The sequence below is a fragment of the Clostridium sp. JS66 genome (assembly GCF_033561535.1).
Classification (GTDB): Bacteria; Bacillota; Clostridia; order Clostridiales; family Clostridiaceae; genus Clostridium_AM; species Clostridium_AM carboxidivorans.
This window is the reverse complement of the sequence record NZ_CP131467.1, coordinates 1,751,066-1,769,083: the sequence shown is the minus strand read 5'-3', so window position 1 is coordinate 1,769,083 and position 18,018 is coordinate 1,751,066. Positions and strand designations below refer to the sequence as shown.

The following is an 18,018-nucleotide window of genomic DNA, read 5'->3' as shown; positions in this document are numbered from 1 at the left end:
TTAAACAAAGATAATCTTATCAAATAGATTAATCATTAATAAACATAAGCTATACCTGCAGCAATTTCTTACAGGTACAGCTTATTATTACTAAATAAATTTAATTATGAGCTTTACAACCAAATAGTTTTGGGACAATTTCTCGTTTTCTACTCTCCTGCTAGACCACTGTCTTTAAACTGTTTTACAAACTTCTCACTTAACTTATTTGCCTTCTCCTTAAAGAATACTCCAAAGAATATAGAAATCAAAAAGAATATTAATAATAACATTACATTTTTAATTAACGCTTGTGGTAAAATTCCTCCCACAGCCTCTCTCATAGCTCCTATGGCATAAGTAAATGGAAGCATAGGATTTATATTTTGGAAAAAGTGAGGCATTAATTCTATCGGGAAAGTACCGCCAGAGGCTGAAACTTGTAATACCATTGCTACCATTGCTAATGCCTTACCTATATTTCTTAAAACGGATACCAAAGTATAGATAATCATAGTAAATACAATACTTGTATAGACACCTATCATTACATATACAATGGGAGACACAACATAGGTTTTTAAAAGGACTAGATTACCTATAGTTGTAACTAATGCCTGCATAATCGCAATAGTTACAAAAGTAAAATATCTTCCAAAAAATTGCTCTCTTGCACTAAGTTCTACACCATCTTCAAAACTTTTAACTTCTACAGATAATAGTGAAAGTAATATAAACGCCCCCACCCAAAGAGACAGTGTAGTATAAAATGGCGACATAGCTGAACCATAATTGGGAATTGGGTAAATTCTATTTTGCTTTAAATCTATAGGATTTCCTAAAAAATCACTTTCTTTTTTAGCATCTTTTTTTAGTATTTTAGTAATTTCGTTAAATTTTTCATCTTCACTAAGACCTTTTAACTTTTCTGAATTTGAATGTATATCTTGTTGTATTTTAGGAAACTTATCTTTTAATTCCTTCAATTTATTCACACTGGAACCAGATGCAGTATTTATACCTCCTATTAAGCTGCTAATTAATGGCATGTTAGTCTGCATATTTTGCAGCATTTTCACTGCATCATCCGATAGTCCAGCAAAGTTTTTTAAAGACTGATCAATAGCTGGAGCAGTTTCACTATCAAAATTATCAATCATATTACCTAGTGTACCTGAAATTTTATTAGCTCCTTGTATAGCTGAATTTATATCACCAGGCAGCACCTGATTTCCACGATCTATAGTATCAATAAGCAAACTTATAAAATTTTGCTGATCTGACATTTGATTTCTAATATTTGAAAGATTATTAATAAAACTTTCCAGTCTGCTATTACTTAAAACATTATTTATTGAATTTAATAAGCTCAAAACCTGATCAAGCTTTTTTACACCATCTGCATATTTATCCCTAACATCCACTAGAATTTTTCTAGTAGCTCCAGTATCTGATGACTTTAAATCTTGAAGCTCTCTCAAAAGAGTTTCAGCATTATCTGATGTATTTTTTACAAGAGATAAATTTGCCTTTATAAATGGAGAAATAGTCTGTAATGATTGTTGTGTTTTACTAGCATATCCATTTCCTGTTTGAGCAATACTTAAAGCCTTATTCAATGCATCCGATGTAACAGGCAAGCTATTTTGAACATTCTGCATATATTTTTGAAAATCCAAAGACTGTGAATAAAAACCATCTATATCTTTACTAATTTCAGGTATACTGCTATCTACACTAACAATAACATCTATAATATTTTTAAGTTCTGGTTTCATCTTTTCCAATTCAATCCCAAATTGATTAAGATAAGATAAAATAGTATTGCTGGATGTTTCAATAAAATTTCTAGTAATTTCTTCTTGTAAATTAGTTGCTCCTTTTTGAGTAATCTTAGGAGCTATAGCGTTTCTTTTTTCATTAACTGAGTATATTAATTCCCCCTTCTTTGGAGTATCTTGAGTTACAATAGAAAGGAGATTTTGTGAAAAATCTTTTGGTATAGTTACACTAGCATAGTACTTCCCATATTTTACTCCATTTTCAGCTTCACTTTCGCTAACAAATTTCCATCCTATAGCTTGATTATTTGCTAATTTTTTTACTACATCTTCTCCAACATTTATCTTTACATTCCTAAATTCTGTTCCCTTATCTAAATTGACAACTGCAACTGAAAGCCCCTTTGTATTAGCATATGGATCCCAACAAGCTTTAATGTTAAACCATGAATAGAGTGAAGGCAATATAGCTAAAGCTATAATTATTGCTAACGTCACATAACTTGTTAATATGTTTTTCATATCTCTTCTGTATATTCTAAAAACATTTTTTATATGATTCTTAAAGATACTGAAAATATTTTTCATGTAACTTATTTTCCTCCTTTTAGAAATAATCAATTAAATCTGGTCATTATCCTCATAGTTTATGCATTATTAACCTTTCTATTAAATGTACAATAGAATTTTTAACATATTAATAAGCCTTTTTATTTAATCACTATATCATTAAATTTAAAATTAGTAAACATATTAACTAATTATTTTCATAAATTTCATATATGCTTTTCTAGTATTAAAATGAATTTACAAATTAATCTTAATAATATATTATTAAAAAGGTAAAAACTATCCAGTGAGGAGATCAAATATGGAAAACTATCTTGATAATTCAAATATATGTATTGAAAAAGAAATAGAATGCAGCAATGCAGAAGATTATAAAATTAACATTAATAATACCCTTAAAAGTATGATTTCAAAGGATGAAAGGATATGTTTTGCTATTATCGCTGAAAGGTCAGGTGTAACCCGCTTTGTAATAAGGCAGTATCCTGAATTAAGGAACTATATACTTGAAAAAATGGCCTATTATAAGGAAATCCAAGTTATAGATAGAAAAATAAATAGATCACTTAGAAGCTTATTAAAAAATAATAAGAGTGTAACTTTTATATCATTAATAAACAAGTGCAAATTTACCACAGATACTGTTTATCATAATGAATACATAAAGCAGAAAATTCGTAGTGTAATAATTGATAATGTTAATAAAAAAGGAGGAGCTTTATGAATCCACTGATTAAAGACCAAATACACATTCTTGTAGTTGATGACGAAGAAAGCATAGTTGAATTTATAAAAATGGGGTTAGAAGATGAGGGTTTTATTGTTCATACTGCTTTTGATGGTTATGAGGCAATTTCACTAGCAAAAGAGTTAAATCCTAGCATAATAATATTGGATATCATGCTTCCAGGCATCAACGGATATGAAGTATGTTCTGAAATAAAAAAATGGGTAAACGCATCTATTATTATGCTTACTGCCAAAGATGATATAGATGATCGTGTAAAAGGCTTAGATTTAGGTGCGGATGATTATATGATAAAACCCTTTAGTTTTAAAGAATTATTAGCTAGAATAAATGCTAGACTGCGTAATAATCTTCCTGAATTAAATGATGTTATGTCTATTGGAAACTTCTATTTGAACGATAAGGCTCATGAGATATATTTCAGAAATAATCTTTTAGAGTTGTCCCCTACTGAGTATAATTTATTAAAATATTTGCTTTTTAATAATGGTTTAGTTTTAAGCAAGCCTACAATCTTAGAAAAAGTTTGGGGTTTTGATTTTAATGGAGATGTAAATATTGTTGAAGTATATATAAGATACCTTAGAGATAAAATTGGTGACAATGAACATAATATTATACGTACCGTAAGAGGAGTAGGGTATAAGGTGGTTATATAATGAAAAATAGGTTTAACATAATAAAAACTCAAAGCTTACAATGGAAACTTTTATCTAGATTTTTTTTAATATTAATGTTTCTACTGTTAATAATGGAGTCTTATCAATATATAACTATGAAACAGTATTTATATAAAAGTAATGAAGAAGTTTTGGAATACAGATTCAGAAATGTTCCAATATCTGATATGAAAAAAATTCAAACCTCAAAAGATCTTGTACAAAATTCCTCAATGCTTCTAGAAAAAATGTTGGATGCTAATATAAGTGTATCTATTATTGATAATAATGGAAATATCATTGCTAGTGATAGTAGAAGTAAGAATTTAGAAATGCACAAAAATCCCAATTACAATTTAGATAACCATGAAAGTGATGATGACAATAAACTAAAATACCCTATTTCAATTCCTAAGCTTCCACAAGATCTTTATATAAAACAGATTCGTAAAAATGGAAACTTAGATGGATATATACTAGCCAGGGATGAAAATAAAAATTTGCAAGTAATTATTTTGCGTAAACTTGGAAATGGTACTTCAAGTGCTGGGTTAGTTCAATTAAGCACTCCAGCAGGTCCAGTTGAAGATATCCTTCTAAATCAAATATACACGTATATTGGTGCTTCTATTTTAGTACTAATTGTAGGTGCTTTACTGGGATTAACAATTTTCAAATATACCTTAAAACCACTTCATAATGTAACTAATACCGTGAAAAAAATAAATGCAGATGAACTAAATACTCGTTTGCCCTTAGAAACTGGACAAATTGAAATTGATACACTGTCAAAGGCTTTTAATGATATGCTTCAACGTATAGAAATATCCTTTGAACAAGAACAGTACATTAAAGAAAAAATGAGACAATTTATTTCCGATGCTTCTCATGAATTAAGAACTCCTCTTACTTCAATTCATGGATTCGTAGAAGTTTTGTTAAGAGGTGCTGCAAAAGATGAAAAAAAATTGAATTTAGCATTAAACAGCATTTTAATTGAAAGTGAACGTCTTACTAAATTAGTCAATGATTTATTGTTATTAACTAGACTAGATAGAAAAGTTCCTGTAGAGATGAAGAAAGAAAACATTAGTAATATTGTAGAAGAAGTTTATCCTCAATTACAAATACTAGTGAAGGAAAGAAAACTTTTATTACAATTAGAAGATGACCTACTTATTACTGGGAATAGAAATCAAATTAAGCAAGTTATTTTCAATTTAGTTCAAAATGCTGTACATCATACTGATGAAAAAAATGGAGTTATTAATATAAGCACAAGTCTTATAGAAGAATCCAAGAATAAATTTATAGTGCTAAAAATATCTGATAATGGAACTGGTATACCTAAAGAACAGCTAAACAGCATATTTGATAGATTTTTCAGAAGTGAATCTCACAGATCTCGTAAACATGGTGGTTATGGTTTAGGTCTTTCTATAGTTAAATCCATAATAGAAGCCCATGATGGAAAAATTGAAGTAGTTAGTGATTTGGGCTTAGGTGCTAACTTTATTATATATTTAAAACCATTTATAGAAACAAATGGTAAAAAAACAAGATGATGTAATAAATCATCTTGTTTAACTTTTTCTACTTGAATATACTATCAAAGAAACTTCTGATAGCAGCCCATATCTTACCGAAAAAGCTCTTGGCTTCATCACTTTGTAAAGTTGTCTTTAATTGATCTGTAACACCATTTAACTGACTCTTCAAATCATTAAAATTCAAATTCAAACCATTTATCTTATTCATTAAAGAAGTCAAATTCTTTATATCAGCATCACTTAAATTGTAATTGTATTTTCCAGTTACATCTTTTACTATTTTTTCTACTTGTTCTTGATTTTTAGGTTTTTCTTTAACTACTTCTTTTTTTACTTCATTTACTAATCCAGCTGCTTTATCTTGTCCGATTTTCTCGCCCAAATTACCAGTAGTAACTAACTCCGCATTAGCTGCTTCTTTTTTATTTTCATCAATCTTCTTTCCACCAGTACTATTCTCAAAACCTTTTAATATTCCTGTAAGAGCTGCTGTACCAGATACATTAAATGGAGCTGCTGCTTTAACATTAGCATTTTTTATACCTGCAGTAATTAATGCATTTCTTATCATACTTTCGTTAACCCAGTATATATTATGTGTTGTGACTTTTAATCCACCTTCATTAGTAGGTTCCACATAAGAACAAGATATGGATCTAGTTCCTATTTGCTTGTCAGTAGCTACACCTTTTAAGTACTTAGCTTCTTCATCTCTATTAACTTCAAGTACATTTGCTTCTTCTTTAGTAACACCAAAGTATTTAAGCATTTCCTGTTTTTGACTATCAGTTAAATCTGCTCCTAATGTAACATTTTTATAAGCATCAGCATGAACCTGACTCAATGGCATATACATTGCTACAGCCATAACAACGAACATAACTAGTAACTTACTCATAATCACTTTAAATTTCATAATTTTAGTCTCTCCTTTGCCTTTCATGAAAATAACCAAATAAATTAATCTAAAATCAAGATAATTTTTATTTGGCAGCATTTAAAATAACATTTATTATTATAGTATAACTTTACCTCTCAGTCTATGAAATAATTATTAACCTTTACTTTTTTATGGTATAAGTGAAAATTTAATACTGAATATCTTTTAAACACAAACCTTTTGCTGCTGCCATAGGACCTGCTTCTGCTCTTTTCTTTTCATATAGAATTTTCTCCACATCTGATGGTTTAAGAGTTCCCTTTCCTACCTCTAAAAGAGTACCTACAATAATTCTCACCATATTTAACAAAAAAGAATTTCCATTTACCTCTATTTCTATCATGCCATGCTCTTCTGTTATACTTATGTAATTAATAGTTCTAACAGTAGATTTAGTATTAGACTTTAAACTAGTAAAGCTTTGAAAATCATGAGTTCCTGTTAATACTTCCGCTGCATTTCTCATTTCACCTAAATTAAGATTTTCTTCAACATGATAAGCATACTTTCTGTTAAACACATTTCTAAATTTATTATTATTTATTGTATACAAATAAGTTTTTGATTTTGCATTATACCTTGCATGAAACCTTTCGCTTGTATCCCTTAAGGATTTAACTACAATGTCTTCAGGTAAAAACTCATATAGATAATTCAACATATCTTCTACAGTCAATATGGAATCAGTGTGAAAATTTGCTACATAATTTTCAGCATGAACTCCTGTATCAGTTCTTCCACAACCTACTACTTGAATATCTTCCCCTGTCATTTTAGATAACACACTTTCTATTTTATCCTGTATAGTTGATACACTATTATTATCCTTATGATTTTGTTTTTGCCATCCTTTGTATCTACTTCCGTCATATTGTATTAACATTTTTAAGTTTCTCATATGAACCCTCCTCTAATTTGTCTGATGACTACCCTAGAATAAATTATATGAAACTTTGTAAACATATAATAACACTGATTTTACATATATTCTATACCTTTACCATAATTTATTCTATTTTAGTTGATAACAGCTCATGAATTAATATTTCATGAGCTGTTACCAACTAAACTTTATTTACTTACACCGTTATTTGAAACTTCACTACTTTTTCTTGCTGGAATATATTTATAAGCTAAATAATATGCAAGTCCAACTAATATTGCACCACCTACTATATTGCCAAGAGTAACTGGTATTAAATTCTGAACCATATGTGATCCATCTATCATTTTATCCGGTGCTATTCCAGAAGCTCTAACAAAAGCTGGATTAGATTTAGCAAATATACCTGCTGTTAAAAAGTACATATTAGCTACGCAATGCTCAAATCCACAAGTAACAAATGCCATAATAGGAAACCATATTATAACTAGTTTACTAATAACATCCTTGGCTGCTGAAGCTCCCCAAACAGCTAAGCATACTAAAAAATTACACATTATAGCACTGGCAAAGGCTGTCCCAAATGAAAGATTTCCTTTGGTAGATGCAGTCTTTATTACAACTCCCCCAAGTTTACCTGCACTTAAACCAAATACTCCTGCTTCAAATACTAAAAATGCTATTAAAATGGAACCAATAAAATTTCCTATATATACCACTACCCAATTTTTTAAAACCTCTTTTATGTTTATCTTTCCGTCTGCTAGCGGCACAACCATAAGGCAGTTTCCTGTAAATAATTCTGCTCCACAAATTACAACCAACATAAGTCCTACTGGAAATACTGCTCCTGCTGCAAACTTAGATACCCCAACGTTAGTTATACTGTGTGAAACTACCGCAGAAACAGCTCCCCCAACAGCTATAAATGCACCTGCCAAAATACCTAATACCAATTGCTGCAAAGTGGTTAATTTTGCTTTGCCGCAGCCACTGCCTATAGAAGCATCACATAATTCGCCGGGCTTTAACATCATACTATCCATACAAATTCTCCTTTCATTATAGAAATCTTATATAATTATATGTTAATTTATAATGCACTAATTACAGATTTGTTTGAAAGTAATGTTAAAAATTTAACTTATCATGATAAAATTAAGCATATTTAAATTATTTGAAATGCCAATTTGTATGCACTTCAAATAATTTAAATACATTTTATATCCACATTGTTTTAATTTTTCCAGTATGCCATATTAATTCAAGTATAACGTTTTCAAGAACTTATGTCAATTTATATTTTACATTTGTTAACATATAACATCAGTTCAAATTATAAATTATATTATATATTTAAGCCAAGTTTATTTGTACTATATTTAACAATTTTTATGTAAAAATTTTCTAAAATGCTCTGTATAATATATTACTATTGTACTTATTTTACGCTAACTTCAAATCCATATTTTTTAAAGGTTTCTTTTGAACTATCTGTAGTTAAATAATCCAAAAATTTCTTTGCAGTTTCTTTTTCTTTAGATGCTGTAACTATTGCTTGTGGATAAACTATTGGTTTATGTGAACTTTCATCGATGGTTTCAGCTATTGTACTGTTCTTTAATACAGTAGCATCTGATTTATATACAATACCTGCAGCTGCTTCTCCATTTTCTACATATTGAACTACTTGTTTAACGTCCTTTGCATATACAATTTTACTTTTTACTTTATCCATTAAATTTAATTTTTCTAAACTTTCTTTTCCATATTGTCCTGCTGGTACTACAGTAGGTTCACCCATTGCAATTTTAGAATTAATATTCACAAGATCTGAAGTTGATTTTATTTTATCCTTATAATCCTTTGCTACTATTAACACTAATTTATTATTCAATAAATTTTTTCTACTGCTTTTATCAATTAAATTTTCTTTTTCTAAATTATCCATTTGCTGTTTTCCTGCTGATATAAATACATCTGCTGGTGCACCTTGTTCTATTTGTTTTTGTAATGTTCCTGATGCTCCAAAATTAAAAGTAAGCTTCACATTGTTATCCTTTTCAAATTTAGGTTGAATTTCCGTTAATGATTCCTTTAAGCTGGCAGCAGCTGAAATAGTGATATTTTTAGGACTTTGTTTTGAAGTTTCTGAATTTTTTTGTGAACATCCAGAAAAAATTAAGGTAGTAGCCAAAATACTTAGAACTAATAAATTTTTTTTCAATACAATCCCCTCCCAAAATTTTCAAATTAAAAAATCGTTACACTATTTAAAGTATAACGATTTTTTACACTATTGTAAACAATATTTCACCATTTATTAACTTACATACTAATTATTTTTAAAATGTTTGGAAAAAATATCTTGCAAAGCTTCATTGCATTCATCCAAAAATTCATTATATGTTTTGATAAAATCCTCAGCTTCTTGAGTAAGGATAGAACCCCCTCCTTTATTTCCTCCTGATTTACTTACTAAAAGTTCAAAACCTAATCTTTTACCCGTATTTTTAATCAGATTATGAGCTTTATTGTAGGACATACCCATGCTTTTGGCAGCTTCTGATAGAGAACCTAAATTTTTTACTCCTATTAAAAGATTATATACACCTTTTCCAAAAGTTCTCCCCTCATCCTGCAGCCAAATTTTATATTTAAGTTTTACCATTAAATTTTCACCTCTAACTACAAGCCTTTTCAAATACTTTCCGAACAATATCTTTAGAAGGAACCCCTTCATGTACCTTAACCCCATCAACATAATAAGTAGGTACATAATAATAATCATATTGTTTAGCAATATCAGGTTCACGTTCTTCATCCACTATTTTTATTTCAATGTCCTCGTATTTAGGGTTTTCTTTTTTTACCTCTTCCATAAAAGAAAATGCTTGCTTACAATATGGACACCACGAAGTTATAAACATTATTACAGTTTTCATTTGTTTTTATCACCTATCTTTCATAAGAAAAAACTTACTTATTACATTTAGTAATTACGGGTTTGCCGTTTTCATCTAATAGTACTGTTAAACCACCTGCATATCCTGCAAAAGAAAATAAATAATTTACACCAGTTTGCTTATCTCTAATAATTTTATTTCCTTCCAAATTCCCCTCAGAAAAAACTACTTCAAACCTTTTATTTTTATCATCTTCCAGCATATCATTTTACCTAAGTTATTTAATTACTAAATAATTAGGATTTTTCACTTCCTTTCTTAATAACATATTTTTAAAGTCATAAAATATTTAAGTGATTTTGTAAATTGTACTATTTATAGTTACCTTTTCTTAAATTTTATCACAAAAATACTAAGTTTACACCCTGCAAAAGTTATTTAACCTGTTTTTTGCCTTCTACAATTCTTGTTACCATCATAGCACATACTGTATTTCCGGTAGAATTTAACATGGTTGCAGGTGCATCTATAATAGTACTTATAACAGCAATTATAGGTAACAATTCTGGTGGAAAACCATATACACTTAAAATGAGCATTTCACCAATCATTCCACCGCTAGGAATAGCAGCCATTACAGCACCTACTAAAAATGCTACCAATATTATGCCCACTATAGTTGAAATACTTGTCATGTCTTTTCCAAACAAGCCAAATAGAAAAACTATTTTCATAATACCACCAAATACTGATCCATCCTTGTGTATAGTAGCTCCTAATGGAATTACAGTTTCAGCTATATCCACTGGTACACCCATTTTTTTTGTAGTTTCTAAATTAACAGGAATACATGCAGCACTTGAACATGTAGCTAAAGCTGTCACTGTTGGTGTCAATGCATTTTTCCAAAAGGTTCTTATTCCATCTTTACCATTAGCTAAAAAAGCATAAAGAGTAAAAAATCCAAAATAGTAAACCACTGAAAGAATTATATAAAGAATAAATACTCTTAAATATCCTTGTAATATTTGTGGACCTAATTCACCTATTACAGCAGCGAAATAACATCCTAACCCTATAGGTGCATAATACATTATAATTTTTACCATTTTCATAACTACTTTTGAGGCTGAGTCCAAGAATTTAGCAACAGGTTGTGCTTTTTCTCCAAGCATTGTTGTAGAAATACCAAAAAGTATTGAAAAAACAATAATCTGCAGCATATTATTTTTAGAAAATAGTCCTACAAAATCTGGTACTGTAAAAGTATTTACAATCTGCTGCAAAATTCCTAAATGCTTAATTTTTTCTGTAGGATTAGTATTTTCTGTTATAATCTTTTTTATAACAGAATAATCTATTCCTTTGGTAGGATTCATTATTAAAGCGCCTATAAAAGCAATTACTGCTGCTATAAGAGCTGTACTTAAAAATACTATAACTATTGCCCCCATAATCTTACCAAGTCTTTTCATACCATTCATATTGGATATAGCTGAAGAAACACTCAAAAATACTAGTGGTACTATTATCATAAACATTAAATTTAGAAATAAATCTCCAAAAGGTTTAAGCACCGATGCTTTTGTTCCAAAAATAATACCTACAATACCACCTAGAATTATAGATCCTAATAATATCACCGAATCCTTATAGTTTTTAAAAAGTGACTTCATTATCTATCCCCCCTATTATTATATTAATTGAAAACCATAAATTAATTTTTACCTTCTTGTTTATTATATGATAAACTTTTACTATATTTATTGCTAAAAATGCTTGAAACATTGCAAAAAATGCTGTACCATATTGAGTGAAACTTATTATAGGAGTATTAATATGCTAGACAATGAATCTTTAAAAATTTTAAAAATAAAAAGAGGCTATTTAAAAAAAGATTTTCAAATTTTTCATTTAAAAGATAAAAAAGATACACAATTTCAATTTCATTATCACAATTTTAATAAGTTGGTAATTTTCATATCAGGAAATGTAACTTATCTAATAGAAGGCAAAGCTTATAAATTAAAACCCTTTGATATATTACTTATAAACAACAATGATATACACAAAGCTGTAATAGATCCTAATAATGTTTATGAACGTATAATCATTTGGGTAAATTCAGACTTTTTAATAAAACATAATAATGGCTGCAATTTGCTAACTTGTTTCGAACTTGCTTCAAAACAAAACTTTAACTTATTAAGATTAAGTGATGACTGGATATCAAATATAAAAGATTTACTTTTTAAACTTGAGAGTGCTTCCAAGGATAAAGATTTCGCATGTGAAATACTAAAATCTTCTCTATTTTTAGAGTTCATGGTTTATATTAATAGATTATTTCTTGGAAACCAAAATATTAAAGAATTATCAGATATTGAATATGATAAAAATATTACTTCAATTTTAAATTATATAAATGAAAATTTATCTGAGGACCTATCTATAGATACACTTTCCTCTAAATTTTACATGAGCAAATACCATCTCATGCATAAATTTAAAATACAAACTGGATATACAATCCACAGCTATATACTTCACAAAAGACTTATTATGTCTAACTCGCTTATAAAAGCTGGAAAAAACATAACTGATGCTTGTGTAGAATGTGGTTTTAATGATTATTCCAATTTTGTCAGAGCCTTTAAAAAAAACTTTGGACTTTCTCCTAAAAATTATTGTAAAATGCTGTCTGAAATTAAATAAAAAGAATATTTTACAAAATCTTAATATAAAAACTTTATTTTTTGCATTAAATATTGTAGTCTTAGCTTGTATAATTTTGTATAATAGGAGTAGTGGCATGAAATTAAACTCAAAATTCCTCAAATTTGCCACAAAGGGAATTAAACTAAATCAAATTTATGTTGATTTAATTAAGAACAGATAGGAGATATAGGACAATGACTACAAACAACAATCGTATTAAATTTATACGAAACAGCGCTCTAATTTTATTACTGATAATTGGTATTTTTACTTTATCCTATAAGAGTTATAATTATTTTTATGGCTCTAAAGTAAAAGCTACTAAAGCAATATCAACTAACAAAACCCCTGAAGCTAAAGATGACAAAAATCAGTCTGCAAAAAAAGATGATAAGGATTCTAATGCTAAGGATAAAGATAAGAACAATGATACTAGTAAGGATGATAACAAACATAATGTATCTAATGATGGAAAAAAATATACTTATGATGCTCAAAAGGTAAAAGCCATAATAGATGGTAAAGGTGAAAAGGATGGAAAAAAAATAGCATTTCTCACTTTTGATGATGGACCATCTACTACCGTAACTCCTAGAATATTAGAAACTCTTAAAAACTACGATGTTAAAGCAACATTTTGTTTAATGGGTCAAAATGTAGATACAAATGAAAGAAGTAAAGAATTAGTAAAAGAAATATTTAATAGTGGACATGCTATTGGAAATCATACTTATACACATAGTATGAAAAAACTATATCCTGGAAATAAACTTGATGTAAATCATTATATGGATGAAGTTGAACAAGATAATAACGCTATAAGAAATATTCTTGGAAAAGATTTTAATACAAGAGTAATAAGAATGCCTGGTGGATACATGTCAAGACAACATTACCATGATCCTAATTTAGAAGAGTTTAATGCAAGATTAAAAGAAAAAGACATGTACAGTATAGATTGGAATGCTTATGACTTTGATGCTGAAGGCAAAAGAAAAAATGCAGCTCAACTTTTAGAACAGGTAAAAGAAAGTGTAGGATCACAAGAAAAAGTAGTTATACTAATGCATGATACCTATGGCAAAGAAGAAACAGCTAAAGCATTACCACAAATTATAGAATATCTTAAAGGACAGGGATACGAATTTAGGACAATCTCCTAAATAACTATTTAATTAGACCTTAATCAAGAGGCTGTTTAAACTACTAAAAACAGTCTCTTTTGTTTTTTTACAATACAAATTTATTAATTGCATAAGCTATTCCTGATTCATTATTAGATTTAGTTACATACTTTGCCTTTGATTTAAGATCTTGTACAGCATTTTCTACAGCTATTGGCATTCCAACACATTTTAACATTTCCATATCATTATAATTATCACCAAATGCAATTACATTTTTTAAGTCCACATCCATATTTTCTGCTAAGAATTTTAATGCATTTCCCTTTGATACATTTGGTGCCATTATATCTAAAAGTCCTTTTGCCGAACTTACAGCAGTAATTTGTTTATTTTTTGAAAAATATTTTTCCAGCTCTATAACTCTTTCATGCTCACTACAAACAAGTAAAATTTTAATAACATTTATGTTCTTAATACTTCTAACTGCATTTTCTAAATATTCTACAGGTACCTTCATTTTCTGAAAAGGATCTTTGCTAAGTTTTTCATATTTAATTCCAAGAGGATTTCCCTTATTACTATACACTTTATCAAAGCTATATATAAGAAAATCTATATTATTCTCACAACAATAACTTAAAATTTCTTCTGCTGCTGATTTTTCAATTAGCTTTGAATAAAGTATTTTACCTGTTTTTATATCTCTAATTAAGCCTCCATTACTGGATATAACAGGACCTGTAAGCCCCAACTGTTTTATAAAACAGTTAAGCATAAGGTCTGTTCTTCCTGAAGCAATTATAACTTCCATACCTTCTGATTTAACCTTTTTAAGTGCTTCCTCATTTTCATCTGATATAATACTTTGGGAGTTCAATAATGTTCCGTCCATATCACATACACACCATTTGTATTTAGTCATTTGCATATTCTCCTTTGTCTATAAATATCATATTACACATAACATTATACAAAAAAGTGCTTAACGCTGCAATTTTCCTAAGGCCTTCTTAAACTTAACGTTATTAACATAGTTCTACCCCAAGTACAAACTTTTTCATACATAATGCTCCCTTTAATCACTTGTTAATTTAAGAGATATTATATATTCTGTAATTATTATAAAATATAATTGTTACAGTACTGTTACAACATTACCTAAATTTTAAAAACTTTTCACAATAAAATAGAACCTAAACATTTTAAAAACAAGTTGAATTTTACTTTATTGTATTAAAACAACTTTATTGTTTAGGTTCTACTTCCATTTAAGTAAAATTTGTGAAAATACACATACATATATTTTGACAAATCTTTTTTTATTCTAATATTTATGTCATTAATTAGTATATTAAAATATAAAAACATTGCAATTTATAATTTTAATTTTCATTTAATTAAAATTGTAAAAAAAATTTTTTTCAATAACTTATTCTATTAAATTATATTTAATGCGTTATTTTTTTTGTAAAATAACGCAAATTTCATTACATATTTTACCAAATGGTTTTTTTTAACATTTGCTATTTATATTATAAAATTTTATAATATAAACATTCCAAAAATTGGATTTTTTGGTTTAAAACTATAATGTTAACTTAAGGGGGACTTTATTATGAAAAAAACCATGTTATCAATTATGTTAACGGCAGCACTTGTATCTACCTCATGTTGTTTTACTAATGTATTTGCAAAGGGACAATCAAATAGCAACGCTACTATAACTGAAACTTTAAACAGTAAAGCCAATGAAAATACTAATTCAAATTCTTATCAAGATAAAAAAACCAATATATTTATTACAGATAAATCATCAGATAAAATATCAATTACTGAAAATGACATTCTCAAATATCTTGAACAAAACAAATCATCTTTCACAAATGCAAGCGGCACAAGTAATTTTAAAATAATTTCTATGAAAAAAGATAATTTAGGTTATACTCAAGTTAAGATAGCTCAAGCAATAAATGGCATTCCAATAAGAGAAAGCGAAATTATACTCCACTTGGATAAAGATGGTACTATAAAAAATTTAATAGGAGCTGTTAATAAAAGCTATAAACAATTAGATAATGTAAAGGCTCAGTGTATTTCACCAAAAGAAGCAGTTAATATTGCAAAAAAACAATTTAATTATACTAATTTAAACAACACTCCTGAAGCTAAACAACAAATTATAATTAAAAATGGTTCACCAATTTTAGTGTATAGTGTAAATATATATTATACGGATCCTGAAATAGGTAATTGGGATGTATTATTAGATGCTCTTAATGGAAGTATAATTCAAAAGGTTAATAATATAAGATATGATGGTGCTGCTAAAGGTACAGGAACTGCTGTAGATAAAAGCACCAAGGATCTTAATCTATATAAATCTAAAAATTCTTATCAAATGATAGATACTACAAAACCAATGAATGGACAAATAAAGACCTATACTGCTAATAATAAGAAAGTCCAACCTGGAACTATAGTAAGTAATAGTACTAATAAATTTGATACTGAAAATTTCAAGGCATCAGTTAGTGCTCATTATTATGCTGGTGTAGTTTATGACTTTTATAAAAATTTATTTAATAGAAATAGCATAGATGATGCTGGTATGAATATAATTTCTACAACTCATTATGGTAAAAACTATGATAATGCTTTTTGGGATGGACAGCAAATGGTTTATGGTGATGGTGATGGTCGTGATTTCACCTATTTTAGTGGGGATTTAGATGTAGTAGCTCATGAACTAACCCACGGAGTAGATTCAACTTCTGCAAACTTAGATTATTCTGATCAATCTGGTGCTTTAAATGAATCATTTTCTGATGTTTTTGGAGTTTTAATTCAAAGCTATGACAACTGTAATGTAAGAAACGGCGGAACATGGAAATTTAATTCTAAAGATTGGGTAGTTGGCGATGGTATTTGTCTTCCAACTGGCTCCTACACTGCACTTAGAAGTCTTTCTGATCCAAAACTTTATAACCAGCCAGACAATATGAAAGATTACGTTAATACTTCAGATGATAACGGCGGAGTTCACACAAATAGTGGAATTCCTAACAAAGCAGCCTTTTTAATTGCACAAAATATAGGTTGTGAAAAAACAGCTCGTATTTATTATAGAGCACTTACTGGATATTTAACTACTAATTCAGACTTTTTAGCAACAAGAAATGCATTAATATCATCCGCCTCTGATTTAAATTATAGTGCTTCTGATATAGCAGCTATAAAAAATGCTTTTGATTCTGTTGGAATTACTGACAATTCAAATTTGCAATAGTTAATGAACTATAGCCTATATTGTAATTAAAAATTTTAAGTATCTGATGAATTTTTTCTTTAATAGTAGTAATTTATTATTAGCTTTCTTGTTAAATATTTAAATAATATTTAGCTCATCAGATACTTAAAATCCTCCTTACAAAGTCACAAACCTCCATCTTTCTATTGATTATTTAATAGATTTTATCAAAGGAGATAATAAATGAAAAAATTAAATATTAGTAATGCTTATAAACGGATATATTCACAAAATACAACTTCATATCAAGACAAGAAGGATAACATATTTATACAAGAAAACTCATTAAAAAAATTTCAAATAACAAAAAAAAGTATAGAATCATATTTAAATGAAAATAAATTCCTACTTTGTAGCACAAATAGCTTAAGTAATTTTAAAATAGTATCTATACAGAAGGATACCCTAGGTTATACAAAAATTAAAGCAGTTCAAACAATAAATAACATTCCTATTAGAGGAAGTGAACTAATAATGCATTTAAATGAAGATGGCACTATAAAAAATATAATAGGTGCCATTAATAAATGTTTTAAGCCTTATAATAAAACGATACAAAAAAATATTACCCAAGACGAAGCAATCGATATTGCTAAGAAACAATTTAATTATACAAATTTACAAAAAAGGCCAGAAATAATAGAACAATTTATAATTAAAAATGAATTGCCTATTTTAATATATAGTGTGAATATATACTACACAGAACCTGAAGCAGGAAATTGGGATGTGTTAATAAATTCTTCTACTGGAAAAGTCATTGCAAATATAGATAATATAAAATATGGTTTAAGTTAAAATTATAAGGCTGTATTCCTCATAGTAAAATAACACCTAATTATAAAAATAA

17 protein-coding genes are annotated in these 18,018 nt (G+C 28.1%); 7 read left to right on the top strand and 10 right to left on the bottom strand.

Going from position 1 to position 18,018, the window contains the following annotated elements; all coding sequences use genetic code 11:
• Window positions 1-149 precede the first annotated feature (149 nt).
• Window positions 150-2,348, bottom strand: coding sequence for a YhgE/Pip domain-containing protein (locus tag Q6H37_RS08375; protein ID WP_318740866.1), 2,199 nt, complete (start codon window positions 2,346-2,348; stop codon window positions 150-152).
• Between the two features lie 283 nt (window positions 2,349-2,631).
• Between Q6H37_RS08375 and Q6H37_RS08370 the strand changes: the two genes are divergently transcribed.
• The 3 genes from Q6H37_RS08370 to Q6H37_RS08360 are packed head-to-tail and all read left to right on the top strand — an operon-like array spanning window position 2,632 to window position 5,302.
• Window positions 2,632-3,054, top strand: coding sequence for a hypothetical protein (locus tag Q6H37_RS08370; protein WP_318740864.1), 423 nt, complete (start codon window positions 2,632-2,634; stop codon window positions 3,052-3,054).
• On the top strand, window positions 3,051-3,737 hold the full coding sequence (locus Q6H37_RS08365) for a response regulator transcription factor (RefSeq protein WP_318740862.1): 687 nt from the start codon (window positions 3,051-3,053) through the stop codon (window positions 3,735-3,737). Before Q6H37_RS08370 ends, Q6H37_RS08365 begins: the two co-directional genes overlap by 4 nt.
• Complete coding sequence (locus Q6H37_RS08360) at window positions 3,737-5,302, top strand: HAMP domain-containing sensor histidine kinase (RefSeq protein ID WP_318740860.1); 1,566 nt, start codon at window positions 3,737-3,739, stop codon at window positions 5,300-5,302. The genes Q6H37_RS08365 and Q6H37_RS08360 overlap by 1 nt, the downstream gene beginning before the upstream one ends.
• A 28-nt stretch (window positions 5,303-5,330) precedes the next feature.
• Here Q6H37_RS08360 and Q6H37_RS08355 read toward each other — a convergent pair whose 3' ends face one another.
• The 8 genes from Q6H37_RS08355 to Q6H37_RS08320 form a co-directional block, all read right to left on the bottom strand.
• Window positions 5,331-6,203, bottom strand: coding sequence for a DUF1002 domain-containing protein (locus tag Q6H37_RS08355; protein ID WP_318740859.1), 873 nt, complete (start codon window positions 6,201-6,203; stop codon window positions 5,331-5,333).
• Between the two features lie 172 nt (window positions 6,204-6,375).
• A complete protein-coding gene (gene truA, locus Q6H37_RS08350; protein ID WP_318740857.1) occupies window positions 6,376-7,125 on the bottom strand; it encodes a tRNA pseudouridine(38-40) synthase TruA in 750 nt (249 codons plus the stop codon).
• A 173-nt stretch (window positions 7,126-7,298) separates the two neighbouring features.
• Window positions 7,299-8,156 (bottom strand): formate/nitrite transporter family protein, encoded by an 858-nt coding sequence (locus Q6H37_RS08345; protein ID WP_318740854.1) that lies wholly within the window; start codon window positions 8,154-8,156, stop codon window positions 7,299-7,301.
• Between the two features lie 395 nt (window positions 8,157-8,551).
• Window positions 8,552-9,337 (bottom strand): molybdate ABC transporter substrate-binding protein, encoded by a 786-nt coding sequence (modA, locus tag Q6H37_RS08340; RefSeq protein ID WP_318740852.1) that lies wholly within the window; start codon window positions 9,335-9,337, stop codon window positions 8,552-8,554.
• 108 nt (window positions 9,338-9,445) lie between these two features.
• The gene (locus Q6H37_RS08335; protein ID WP_318740850.1) at window positions 9,446-9,781 is read right to left on the bottom strand and encodes a LysR family transcriptional regulator; all 336 of its coding nucleotides are present in this window, start codon (window positions 9,779-9,781) and stop codon (window positions 9,446-9,448) included.
• A gap of 13 nt (window positions 9,782-9,794) precedes the next feature.
• Window positions 9,795-10,055 (bottom strand): TlpA family protein disulfide reductase, encoded by a 261-nt coding sequence (locus tag Q6H37_RS08330; protein ID WP_007062504.1) that lies wholly within the window; start codon window positions 10,053-10,055, stop codon window positions 9,795-9,797.
• A gap of 34 nt (window positions 10,056-10,089) precedes the next feature.
• Window positions 10,090-10,278 carry a DUF6440 family protein gene (locus Q6H37_RS08325; protein WP_318740845.1) on the bottom strand — a complete coding sequence of 63 codons (189 nt, stop codon included), beginning with the start codon at window positions 10,276-10,278 and terminating at the stop codon, window positions 10,090-10,092.
• A 172-nt stretch (window positions 10,279-10,450) separates the two neighbouring features.
• Window positions 10,451-11,692, bottom strand: coding sequence for a dicarboxylate/amino acid:cation symporter (locus Q6H37_RS08320; RefSeq protein ID WP_318740843.1), 1,242 nt, complete (start codon window positions 11,690-11,692; stop codon window positions 10,451-10,453).
• 163 nt (window positions 11,693-11,855) lie between these two features.
• Between Q6H37_RS08320 and Q6H37_RS08315 the strand changes: the two genes are divergently transcribed.
• Window positions 11,856-12,731: an AraC family transcriptional regulator gene (locus Q6H37_RS08315; RefSeq protein ID WP_318740841.1), complete on the top strand. Its 876-nt coding sequence runs from the start codon at window positions 11,856-11,858 to the stop codon at window positions 12,729-12,731.
• 197 nt (window positions 12,732-12,928) lie between these two features.
• On the top strand, window positions 12,929-13,897 hold the full coding sequence (locus Q6H37_RS08310) for a polysaccharide deacetylase family protein (RefSeq protein ID WP_318740839.1): 969 nt from the start codon (window positions 12,929-12,931) through the stop codon (window positions 13,895-13,897).
• Window positions 13,898-13,964: 67 nt separating this feature from the next.
• Here the strand turns inward: Q6H37_RS08310 and Q6H37_RS08305 are convergent, their stop codons facing one another.
• A complete protein-coding gene (locus Q6H37_RS08305) occupies window positions 13,965-14,783 on the bottom strand; it encodes a Cof-type HAD-IIB family hydrolase (RefSeq protein ID WP_318740837.1) in 819 nt (272 codons plus the stop codon).
• A gap of 693 nt (window positions 14,784-15,476) precedes the next feature.
• Between Q6H37_RS08305 and Q6H37_RS08300 the strand changes: the two genes are divergently transcribed.
• Both Q6H37_RS08300 and Q6H37_RS08295 read left to right on the top strand, forming a co-directional pair.
• A complete protein-coding gene (locus tag Q6H37_RS08300; RefSeq protein WP_318740835.1) occupies window positions 15,477-17,147 on the top strand; it encodes a M4 family metallopeptidase in 1,671 nt (556 codons plus the stop codon).
• Between the two features lie 204 nt (window positions 17,148-17,351).
• Entirely contained in the window at window positions 17,352-17,966 is a 615-nt protein-coding gene (locus tag Q6H37_RS08295) for a PepSY domain-containing protein (RefSeq protein ID WP_318740833.1), read from the top strand.
• Window positions 17,967-18,018 lie beyond the last annotated feature (52 nt).

Bases quoted from the DNA above. Each gene is read 5' to 3' on its own strand.
- Q6H37_RS08375 (WP_318740866.1), bottom strand. From the start codon at position 2,348: ATGAAAAATATTTTCAGTATCTTTAAGAATCATATAAAAAATGTTTTT.
- Q6H37_RS08370 (WP_318740864.1), top strand. From the start codon at position 2,632: ATGGAAAACTATCTTGATAATTCAAATATATGTATTGAAAAAGAAATA.
- Q6H37_RS08365 (WP_318740862.1), top strand. From the start codon at position 3,051: ATGAATCCACTGATTAAAGACCAAATACACATTCTTGTAGTTGATGAC.
- Q6H37_RS08360 (WP_318740860.1), top strand. From the start codon at position 3,737: ATGAAAAATAGGTTTAACATAATAAAAACTCAAAGCTTACAATGGAAA.
- Q6H37_RS08355 (WP_318740859.1), bottom strand. From the start codon at position 6,203: ATGAAATTTAAAGTGATTATGAGTAAGTTACTAGTTATGTTCGTTGTT.
- truA (WP_318740857.1), bottom strand. From the start codon at position 7,125: ATGAGAAACTTAAAAATGTTAATACAATATGACGGAAGTAGATACAAA.
- Q6H37_RS08345 (WP_318740854.1), bottom strand. From the start codon at position 8,156: ATGGATAGTATGATGTTAAAGCCCGGCGAATTATGTGATGCTTCTATA.
- Q6H37_RS08335 (WP_318740850.1), bottom strand. From the start codon at position 9,781: ATGGTAAAACTTAAATATAAAATTTGGCTGCAGGATGAGGGGAGAACT.
- Q6H37_RS08330 (WP_007062504.1), bottom strand. From the start codon at position 10,055: ATGAAAACTGTAATAATGTTTATAACTTCGTGGTGTCCATATTGTAAG.
- Q6H37_RS08325 (WP_318740845.1), bottom strand. From the start codon at position 10,278: ATGCTGGAAGATGATAAAAATAAAAGGTTTGAAGTAGTTTTTTCTGAG.
- Q6H37_RS08320 (WP_318740843.1), bottom strand. From the start codon at position 11,692: ATGAAGTCACTTTTTAAAAACTATAAGGATTCGGTGATATTATTAGGA.
- Q6H37_RS08315 (WP_318740841.1), top strand. From the start codon at position 11,856: ATGCTAGACAATGAATCTTTAAAAATTTTAAAAATAAAAAGAGGCTAT.
- Q6H37_RS08310 (WP_318740839.1), top strand. From the start codon at position 12,929: ATGACTACAAACAACAATCGTATTAAATTTATACGAAACAGCGCTCTA.
- Q6H37_RS08305 (WP_318740837.1), bottom strand. From the start codon at position 14,783: ATGACTAAATACAAATGGTGTGTATGTGATATGGACGGAACATTATTG.
- Q6H37_RS08300 (WP_318740835.1), top strand. From the start codon at position 15,477: ATGAAAAAAACCATGTTATCAATTATGTTAACGGCAGCACTTGTATCT.
- Q6H37_RS08295 (WP_318740833.1), top strand. From the start codon at position 17,352: ATGAAAAAATTAAATATTAGTAATGCTTATAAACGGATATATTCACAA.